The following is a 9970-nucleotide window of genomic DNA, read 5'->3' on the forward strand; positions in this document are numbered from 1 at the left end:
AATTATTCATCATCTTCAACAAGCGTCATTAGCGAGGTATTACCGCCTGATGCTGTTGTATCAATACTAATTGTTTTTTCAGTAATTAAGCGCTTGATTAATGTATCGTAATACTCAGAGCTAATTACCGGTAAAATTGCGCCTTTACGCTGTGCAAGCTGTTGGCTAAAGTAGCCTAAACGAGACGAGCGAGCAGCAACTACCGCGCCAGCTAAATGAGGGTGAGCCAAGATAGCTTGTAACTGATTAGGTTTAGCTACTTGGAAAACACCTTCAGCAACACCTGTAGAGATAAATTTATCTTTAAAGGCAACAGCTTCATCGTAAAACAGCTCAGACGCTACAGTAATTACCGTATTACCTGCGGCAATAGCGGTAATGATAGACAATGCCCAGAAGTTAAATGATGTGCTCTTATCTGCATAACACACTACACAACCACGCGCTTCTAGATGAAGTGTATTAGACTCACCCGTTGGCCCTGGCAGGGTAGTAAATCTACGCATGTGCTTTTCAAGGCGGTTAAGCTGTGCACGAGCTTCTGATAATGTTAATGCTAAATCGTCTGCTAAATCGTCGATAATTTCTACCGTCGCGATTTTAGCAAGCAACTGACGCACAGCCGAAACACGGTCGTTTAGTGGTGTTGCACGCCAGATTTTTTCATCGCGCATTGAGTTAGCCATTAGCTTTTTAACTTGCTCATTTGCACCGCTGTAGTGGTGTAAATCAAGCTCATCTGGCGTCAGGTTTGTCATTTGCACGTTATCTGGTGATGCCTTTTCTTTTACTAAACGTTGAAGGTAGTTAGGGCCACCGGCTTTAGGGCCAGTACCTGATAAACCACGGCCACCAAATGGTTGCACACCAACAATAGCACCAATCATGTTTCGGTTAATGTAAACATTACCCGCACGTGACATTTTAGCAAGGTACTCACAGCGCTCTTCAATACGTGAATGTACACCCATTGTTAAGCCATAACCTGTGTTGTTAATTTGATCCATCACATCATCAAGTTCGCTCGATTTAAAGCGAACAATATGAACACATGGGCCAAATACTTCACGCTTAAGTACTGATAAGTCTTTGATTTCGTATAAACGAGGAGCAAAAAAGTATGCGCCATTTTGCGTGTTATCCGGAATTTTACACTCGTAATGAAGTATAGAATTACCTTTTAAGTACTCAACGTGCTCATTTAAGTTTTTAAGTGCTTTTTCATCAATTACAGGACCAACATCAGTTGATAGTAACGATGGATCGCCAATGTGTAACTCAGCTAGCGCACCTTTAAGCATTTCGATAATGCCATCTGCTACGTCATCTTGAATGAATAAAACACGAAGAGCAGAACAACGTTGCCCAGCACTTTGAAAACCAGAACTGATCACATCGTCAACTACTTGCTCAGGAAGCGCCGTTGAGTCAACAATCATACAGTTTTGGCCACCTGTTTCTGCAATTAACGGTACTTGAATATCGTTACGTGCAGCAAGTGTTTGAGAAATTAATGTGCCTGTTTCAGTAGAGCCTGTAAACATAACCGCTTGAATGCGTTCATCAGGAACAATTGTTTTGCCTACTTCAGAACCACGAGCAATAACCGGTTGAACAACATGCTCAGGTAAACCAACAGACAGCATTAGTTCAATAGCACGAAGGGCGATTAAACTTGTTTGCTCAGCAGGCTTTGCAATTACAGTGTTACCTGTAACAATCGCAGCGGCAACTTGGCCTAAGAATATTGCAAGCGGGAAGTTCCACGGGCTAATACATAAAATAACGCCACGGGCTTCAAAACGCTCATCTTGCGATAGCTCCTCAGCGCGCGCCGCGTAGTAACGGCAAAAATCAACCGCTTCACGTACTTCATCAATACCATCTTGAGCTACTTTACCTGCTTCTTTAATACAGATGGCAACAAGTTCGTCGTGATGACGCTCTAATATGTCAGCAACTCGACGCAGTAAGTTAGCTCGCTCTCTTACTGGTGTTTGTGACCATGATTCAAGTGCAGCTTCAGCGTTAGCTAGTAATACTTTCATCTCTTCGCCAGTTTGCAATTTAACGTGGCCGATGATTTCTTTGTGATTTGCTGGGTTTTTAACAGCTAATGAGCCTTCAGGTACTTGGCTTTGCTCAATTAAGTGCTCGTTAAACCATGTTTCAAGATTCTCTTTGAAAGGGGTAATAACGTTAATGTCGGTTAAATCCATGCCTTTAGAGTTAGCACGTTCTTCACCGTATAAATCAATTGGCATTTTGATTTGCGTATTGTACTTGTTACGCAAGCCTTGCAATGTTTCTACAGGGTCTGGAAGTAATGATTCAACAGGTTTTGTTGTATCAACAATTGCGTTTACAAATGATGAGTTAGCACCATTTTCTAATAAACGACGAACAAGGTACGCAAGGAGGTCTTCATGTTGACCAACTGGGGCATACACGCGGCATTGAATTTTTTCTTCGTTAACGATTTGGTCGAATAATGACTCACCCATACCGTGCAAACGTTGAAATTCGAAACCTGTGTTGTCGCCTTTGGCTACTTCTAAAATAGTCGCGGCAGTGTAAGCGTTATGTGTAGCAAATTGCGGATAAAGCACATCGCGCGCTTCAAGCATTTTAATAGCACACGCTTTGTAAGAAACGTCTGTTGTTGCTTTACGGGTAAATACTGGGTAGTGATCTAAACCATCTTGCTGTGTGGTTTTGATTTCAGTATCCCAGTATGCGCCTTTAACTAGACGTACCATCATCTTGCGACCAACGCGGGTTGCAAGGTCAGTAAGCCATTCAATTACAAAAATAGCACGTTTTTGATACGCTTGAACTGCTAAGCCAAATCCTTGCCAATCACCAAGATCTTCATCACTGAATACCGCTTCAATTACATCTAATGAAATATCTAAACGGTCTGCTTCTTCTGCATCAACGGTAAAGCCGATATCGTATTTTTTAGCGGCAAGAGCAAGTTCTTTTAACTTAGGGACTATTTCTTCCATCACACGGTCTTTATGAGTGAACTCATAGCGCGGATGAATAGCAGAAAGCTTAACTGAAATACCAGGGCTCTTAATTGGACCACGACCATTAGCCGCTTTACCAATTGAGTGTATAGCATTCATGTAGCTGTCAAAGTAACGCTTCGCATCTTTCATTGTGCGCGCGCCTTCGCCTAGCATATCGTAAGAATACACATAACCTTTTTGCTCTGTTTCGGCTGCACGTTCAATTGCTTCGTCAATGGTACGACCCATTACGAATTGCTTGCCCATAATTTTCATAGCAAAGTTTACAGACTTACGAATAACTGGCTCACCTAAACGACCAATGGTCTTTTTAAGCATGCCGAACTGTTGTTCTTTAGTTTTGTCTGTGTAGTTAACCATTTTACCGGTAACTAATAATCCCCAAGAAGATGCGTTTACAAATAAAGAATCGCTGCTTCCTAGATGAGAGCTCCAATCACCTTTGGCTAACTTGTCACGAATAAGTACATCTTGAGTTGCTTTATCTGGTACGCGAAGCAGTGCTTCGGCCAAACACATTAATACAACGCCTTCTTCACTAGAGAGTGAAAATTCATTTAAAAGCGCATCAACACCGCCTTGCCCATCTTGCTCTTTACGAATGTTCAAAACAATCTGGCGGGCTCTTTCCCAGGCACGACTTCGTGCTTTTACGCCTACTTCTGCAAGCGGTAAAATATGATCAATAACTGCATTTTCATCTATGCGGTAGAAGTCACGGATTCTTTGTCTGATAGGACAAGTAGTAGTTAAATCGCCGTTGAATAACATAAGCAACCCTCAGGATGTTAAGAATTAAAGTAAAATTAATTACCAATAAATTACCAGTGATATTGTGAGTGCATTCTAATTAAAATTCAGCAGAATATGCTGGTTAAATTTCGCGATTTACGATAATTTACAGGGTATAAATTTAACTTATCCGCATAAAATTCTGTTATGACAATTCCAAATAGATTACGCATGCTAGATCGCATTGATTTAGCCATACTAGACGTTCTTCAAAAGAACGGCAGAATTTCTAATGTTAACCTCGCAAAACAGGTTAATTTGAGTGCCAGCCCGTGCCTAGATCGTGTTAAACGATTAGAGCAAGAAGGGTATATTGAAGGCTATTATGCCAAGCTTAGCGAAGCTAAACTTAATCAGAGCTTAGTAGCGCATGTTCAAGTATCGCTTGTTGCTTCAAATACAGCTGTATTTAAAGTATTTAGAGAGCACATATTAAGGATAGAACAAGTAGTCGAATGTGACATGGTTGCTGGTGGTTATGATTACTTATTAAAAATTCGCGTTTCTAATATGGAAGAATATAGACAAGTTCTTGGCGACTTAGTAGATATTCCCGGCGTGGGTACTCATCATACTTATATGGCATCAAGTTGTACATATTTACCTAAGTAAGCATCAAGCTCAAAATCAGTGTCGTCACCAAAATCTACGTTTGAGGCCCAAACACCAGCGTAAACACCACTATCAAAGGCATAATCTAAGCTGCCTTGAATTGCAGGGTCGCTATCGGTCTGTGTTACACCATTAAAAGTGTAGTCAGACGCTGCAGTGATTGTTGTTGACCAATCAGCTGCTGCAGTTGTTGATAAAAGTGCAAATGGTAGTGCTACTACAAGTTGTTTTAGTTTGTTATTCATTGTTAATCCCTAGTGTACTGTGTCTATTTTTGTGTAATCAATTGCGTTTGCTTTTGGTGAGCTATCTATATTCGTTACTGTTTTAAATTTACTGTAACCAATAAAGGCTGCACAGATAAAGAACAAGCCGATAACTAATGCGCCTACCCACTGAATTTGTAAAAATTCTAATTTAAACAATAGTGTAAGTAATGATAGACCAACAACATTTCCGATTATGTATTTCATTTTGCCAAAACGCTTTACGGTAAAGTTTAGGTTATCTGTATATAAACGCACTAACGAATCAAGTGAGTTAATTACAAATACAATACCTACAAATACCATAGCGAAGTTTTTAATACCTTGAGTTGGGATGCCCGCTTCATGGTAGTGATAAAGTACGCTAAACCAAATCGCAATAGGAATAGAAGGGAAAATCAACATTGCACCTAATACTTGGTATGTTTTAAGTCCACCAACAAAGCGTGATGTAAATTGACCAATCATTATGCTCCACGCAAACCACCAGAATAAGTAAAACTCATGGTAATCATTAAGCGGTAAAACAAATTCATTAATGTTTGCAAAGTAAGTACCAATAGAACCTAAGTTATCTGTAAATGCTGACATTTGACTATCACCTATCACAAATGCGCCAGTCCACATAAAGGCGATTAAAGCTAAGAATAACCACGTAGTAGAAATACTTAAAATACGTACATATTTAATATCAGTACTTGAGTACACAGCAAAACAGATAGCAGCAAACACAATTAAGTAAAACTCAGAAACTATACTTGTTCCATCACCTAATTCGGGTAAATACCACGGTAGGTTTGTAAGCAGCAAATAAGCGGTAAATGCACATGTACCAATAATTACAACGTTATTGATAAATTTAACCCAAGGAATTTCGAAAAATTTCACTTTAGGTTCTATTACACAGAAATAAAAGCACGTAAGAAAGTAAAATCCCCAGATCAAAAATCCCCAGTAGCCAAACTCAATAGCCAGTGGATTTGCAAACGCGTATTCTGGGCTTGCTTTTATGTCTGCATAACCTGCAAACTCAGTTAAAGGAAACATAATAAGGCCAACATCTAGGCCAGAAGTAAATAGTATTGCTATAAAGGTAAAGGTTCGAACTGGTGTTACACCTACTACGCGAACATTACCCCATTTAATTAAAATAGTGATAATAGCAAGTAAGGTAAAAATGATGCCTGCATTAAGCCAAATAGTCATTGTTACCCTCCAGTAATGAATAAAAATAATTCATAAGCACTCCGTATTTTATTGTTTTATTCTCGCATTAACACAACGTAACCTATTTACATCGTGTGCCACTGCAAGGCACGCATTGGTTTAGCCCGACGAGACTAAACCTAAGCATGTGGCTAAAGTTAGATCTCCGTACTACGTTGTGTTTCTTGCCAGTTTGTTGTTATGGCAACATTCACATCCGATTTCTGTAATGGTTCTTTACCTAAAATTATGTCAGCTGCTTTTTCGGCAACCATAATAGTAGGCGCATTCAAGTTTCCGTTAGGAACTGTTGGGAATATAGATGAGTCAACAACACGTAGTCCTTCAATACCATGTACTTGCGTATTTGAATTAACAACGGCCATATCATCTTCACCCATTTTGCATGAGCAAGAAGGGTGGTAGGCACTTTCTACGGCTTGGCGTACAAAGGCATCTATTTCTTCATCTGTTTGAATATGTTTACCTGGTTGAATTTCTTCATCGCGGTATTCATCAAAGGCACTTTGTTCGATTATGTCGCGTGTTAAGCGAACGCACGCTCTAAAGCCTTCAATATCGTCTTGGTGTTCAAGGTAATTAAATAAAATGGTTGGTGGTTGCTCAGGGTTCGCAGAAGCAATAGTGACACTACCGCGACTTTTTGGTTTGTTATGACCAACATGTACCTGAAAACCATGACCTGCAAATGCACTTCTACCATCGTAACGCATAGCCGCTGGTAAAAAGTGATATTGAATATCTGGCCATTCAACACCTGGTTTTGAGCGAATAAACGCACACGATTCAAAATGATTCGTTGCACCTAAACCCGAACGCGTTAATAACCAGCGCGCACCAATCAACCCTTTTGAAACAATGCCTAGTTTGCCGTTAAGCGTGATAGGTTGCTTACACTTGTATTGAAAGTAAAACTCAAGATGATCTTGTAAGTTTTGACCTACACCTGGTAGATGATGCTGTACTCCAACGCCTGCTTTTTCAAGCGCTTGAGTATCACCAATACCAGAGAGTTGTAAAATATGTGGAGAGCCGATTGGGCCTGCACTTAATATAACGTCTTTTGCAGCATGTGCTGTTTTAACGTCGCCATTTACTTTGAATTCAATGCCTGTGGCTTTTTTACCATCTAAAATCACGCGCTGTGCTAGTGCACCTGTAATAATTGTTAAATTACTACGCGATTTAACAGGGTCTAAATACTCACGCGAAGCAGAGCTGCGCACGCCGTCTTTTACGGTCATGTGCATTGGGCCAAAACCCTCTTGCTGCGATGCATTATAATCATCTGTAGACGCGTAACCGGCTTGTACACCTGCTTTGATAAAGGTGCGGTAAAGCGGGTTTTTCATTTCGTTGCCGTTATTAACGCCAAGCGGGCCTTTGCCACCACGGTAAGTATTTTCACCAAGATAAAAGCTTTCTGCTTTTTGAAAATACGGTAAACACGATTGGTAATCCCAGCCGTTTGCACCGTGTTGCTGCCATTCGTCAAAATCTTTTGCATGGCCACGTACGTATACCATGCCGTTGATAGATGACGAGCCGCCTAATACTTTGCCTCGAGGACAATGCATCTCACGGTTATCTAAATGAGGCTCAGGCTGCGTATGAAACTGCCATGCATATTTGTCACTATTCATAGGAATAGATAACGCGGTTGGCATTTTTATAAAAATACTTTTATCACTACCGCCAGTTTCAAGTAGTAACACGCGGTTACTTGAATCTTCAGATAAACGGTTTGCTAAAACACAACCCGCCGAACCCGCGCCAACAATAATATAGTCGTAATGATTACTCATAGTAGGGCGCCTTAAAATGGGCTTTCTATGTCGGCCATACCAACATAAATAGACTTAGTTTGCGTGTATTGATCAAGAGTTTGTATACCATTTTCACGGCCAATACCCGATTGCTTATAACCGCCAACTGGCATTTCAGCAGGTGAGTTACCGTATGCATTAATCCAACAAATACCAGCTTGTAACTTATGAATAACGCGGTGCGCACGTTTAATATCGCTAGTAAATACGCCTGCGGCCAAGCCTAGGTGAGTTGCGTTAGCGCGTGCAATAACATCGTCTTCGTCGTCAAAAACAAGCACGCTCATTACAGGGCCAAATATTTCTTCTTTAACGATTGTCATATCGTCGTTGCAATCAATGAACACAGTCGGTGCTACAAAATAGCCATTAGGTGCAGATTCAGGTGAAAGCGTTGTACCACCAGTTAATAGCGTTGCACCTTCTTCGATGCCTTTATTAACGTAGCTCATCACTAGTTCTTGGTGCTTTTTAGAGATAAGTGCGCCAAAATTTGTATTTAAATCTTGTGGGTCGCCAGCAATAATGTTTTTCTCAGTGCGCGCTTTAAGCTCATCAATAAACTGCTGATATACATTTTTATGAACGTAAATACGTGTACAGTTAGTACAAATTTCGCCTTGCGTATAAAAGTTACCTAACATAGCAGCGCTAACCGCTTGCTCTATGTTGGCATCATCAAATACTAATAGTGGAGATTTACCACCAAGTTCCATCGTGACATCTTTTAACGTACCGGCAGCACTCGCTACTACTTTTTTACCTGTGCCTACTTCACCCGTAAACGATACTTTATCAATATCGCTATGCTGCGTTAGCCACTGGCCTACATCGCCTGCGCCTTGAACAACATTAAACACACCTGCAGGTACACCAGCTTCAACAAATACTTCTGCAAGTTTAATAGCGCCAAGTGGTGTTTCTTCAGATGGTTTAAATATAAATGCATTACCAGCAGCAAGGGCAGGGCCCGACTTCCAACATGCAATTTGTAGTGGGTAGTTCCATGCACCTATACCCGCACAGATACCTAATGGCTCTTTACGTGTGTAGTAAAAGTCATCACCAACCATTTGTTGTTGGCCTACTTGTGCTGGCGCAAGGCCTGCAAAGTATTCAATTACATCAGCGCCGGTTTCAATATCAACACAATTAGCTTCTTGCATTGGTTTACCGGTGTCGAGTACTTCTACAAGTGCTAGTTCATCGTTGCGCTCGCGTAAAATAGCCACTGCTTTTAATAAAATGCGGCTACGTTCAATGGGTGTCATTGCTGACCACTGAGCAAAACCTTGCTTTGCACTGGCAATGGCTGCGTTTTGAATAAATTCGTCGGCAATTTCTACTGCGTAAATAACCTCGCCCGTTGCTGGGTTTGTTACATCAAATGTTTTGCCGTTCTGGTTTGCAAGAAAATGGCCGTTAATAAAATTTTGATAGACAGGTGTAGTCACGCTAGGCTCCATATTGCTTGATAAGTGAAAGTACATAGCTTTTTGCTAACTTTTCACAGTGTTTAAACTGATTATTGTCTGATTTACTCAGTACTGCTCTTAACCATAGGCCATCGATCATTGCGGCGCTAAGTTCTGCAGCTTGATTTGCTTGCTCAATAGGCATTAATTGTTTAAAAGAAAATGCTAAATTACTTTGCAAGCGTTTACTGTTTACATTTTGTAGTCGGTGTAATTCTTCATCATGCATCGATTGCGCCCAAAAACTTAACCACGTTCGGGTTGTATCATTACGCTGTTGTACAAGCGCAAAGTTGGCTTCGATAATAAACATTAAACGTTCAGTCGCATTTGTTTGATGATTTACTTTGCCTATCAAGTCTTGTTTTAAGCTTGTTAGTAAGTATCGAACAGTGGCTTCAATCAACCCCTGCTTACCACCAAAATAATGACTAATAATACCCGACGATAAACCTGCATTTTTACTAATGCTGTTTATAGTCGTTCCTTGTAATCCATTCGTCGCAACAGATTCTATAGTTGCGTCAATTAGCTGCTGACGCCTGACAGGTTCCATTCCAACTTTAGGCATAATTTTTATTAATTGAACGTTCAATAAACATAAGCTTAAGGTAATAGCTCTAACAATTCAAGGTTGAGGTAAATATCTAGATGCCAAAATGTAGATTAATCATTAATAAAAGAGCAATTAATAGGACAAAGAAGATGTGGTTTTTATTTATTTAATTTTATTTAAA

Annotated in this window: 6 protein-coding genes and 1 pseudogene; 1 reads left to right on the forward strand and 6 read right to left on the reverse strand. The window is 40.3% G+C overall.

Going from position 1 to position 9970, the window contains the following annotated elements:
- Positions 1-2: 2 nt before the first annotated feature.
- Entirely contained in the window at positions 3-3806 is a 3804-nt protein-coding gene (gene putA / locus H5072_RS04945; RefSeq protein ID WP_182692879.1) for a bifunctional proline dehydrogenase/L-glutamate gamma-semialdehyde dehydrogenase PutA, read from the reverse strand.
- Between the two features lie 168 nt (positions 3807-3974).
- On the opposite strand from putA, the gene H5072_RS04950 reads away from it, so the two are divergent.
- Complete coding sequence (locus H5072_RS04950) at positions 3975-4439, forward strand: Lrp/AsnC family transcriptional regulator (protein WP_182692880.1); 465 nt, start codon at positions 3975-3977, stop codon at positions 4437-4439.
- On the opposite strand, the pseudogene H5072_RS04955 reads toward H5072_RS04950, so the two are convergent.
- The 5 genes and pseudogenes from H5072_RS04955 to betI all read right to left on the reverse strand — a co-directional run.
- Positions 4412-4684 (reverse strand): annotated as a pseudogene (locus H5072_RS04955) (TorF family putative porin); the annotation flags it as partial. The gene H5072_RS04950 and the pseudogene H5072_RS04955 sit on opposite strands and share 28 nt — an antisense overlap.
- A 9-nt stretch (positions 4685-4693) precedes the next feature.
- Positions 4694-5911: a BCCT family transporter gene (locus H5072_RS04960; RefSeq protein WP_165724036.1), complete on the reverse strand. Its 1218-nt coding sequence runs from the start codon at positions 5909-5911 to the stop codon at positions 4694-4696.
- A gap of 158 nt (positions 5912-6069) precedes the next feature.
- On the reverse strand, positions 6070-7737 hold the full coding sequence (gene betA / locus H5072_RS04965; protein WP_182692881.1) for a choline dehydrogenase: 1668 nt from the start codon (positions 7735-7737) through the stop codon (positions 6070-6072).
- A gap of 11 nt (positions 7738-7748) precedes the next feature.
- Complete coding sequence (gene betB, locus H5072_RS04970; protein ID WP_182692882.1) at positions 7749-9212, reverse strand: betaine-aldehyde dehydrogenase; 1464 nt, start codon at positions 9210-9212, stop codon at positions 7749-7751.
- Between the two features lies 1 nt (position 9213).
- Positions 9214-9789: a transcriptional regulator BetI gene (gene betI / locus H5072_RS04975; RefSeq protein WP_024603276.1), complete on the reverse strand. Its 576-nt coding sequence runs from the start codon at positions 9787-9789 to the stop codon at positions 9214-9216.
- Positions 9790-9970 lie beyond the last annotated feature (181 nt).

The sequence above is a fragment of the Pseudoalteromonas sp. SR45-5 genome, from assembly GCF_014163565.1.
In the GTDB taxonomy this organism is placed as follows: Bacteria; Pseudomonadota; Gammaproteobacteria; order Enterobacterales; family Alteromonadaceae; genus Pseudoalteromonas; species Pseudoalteromonas distincta.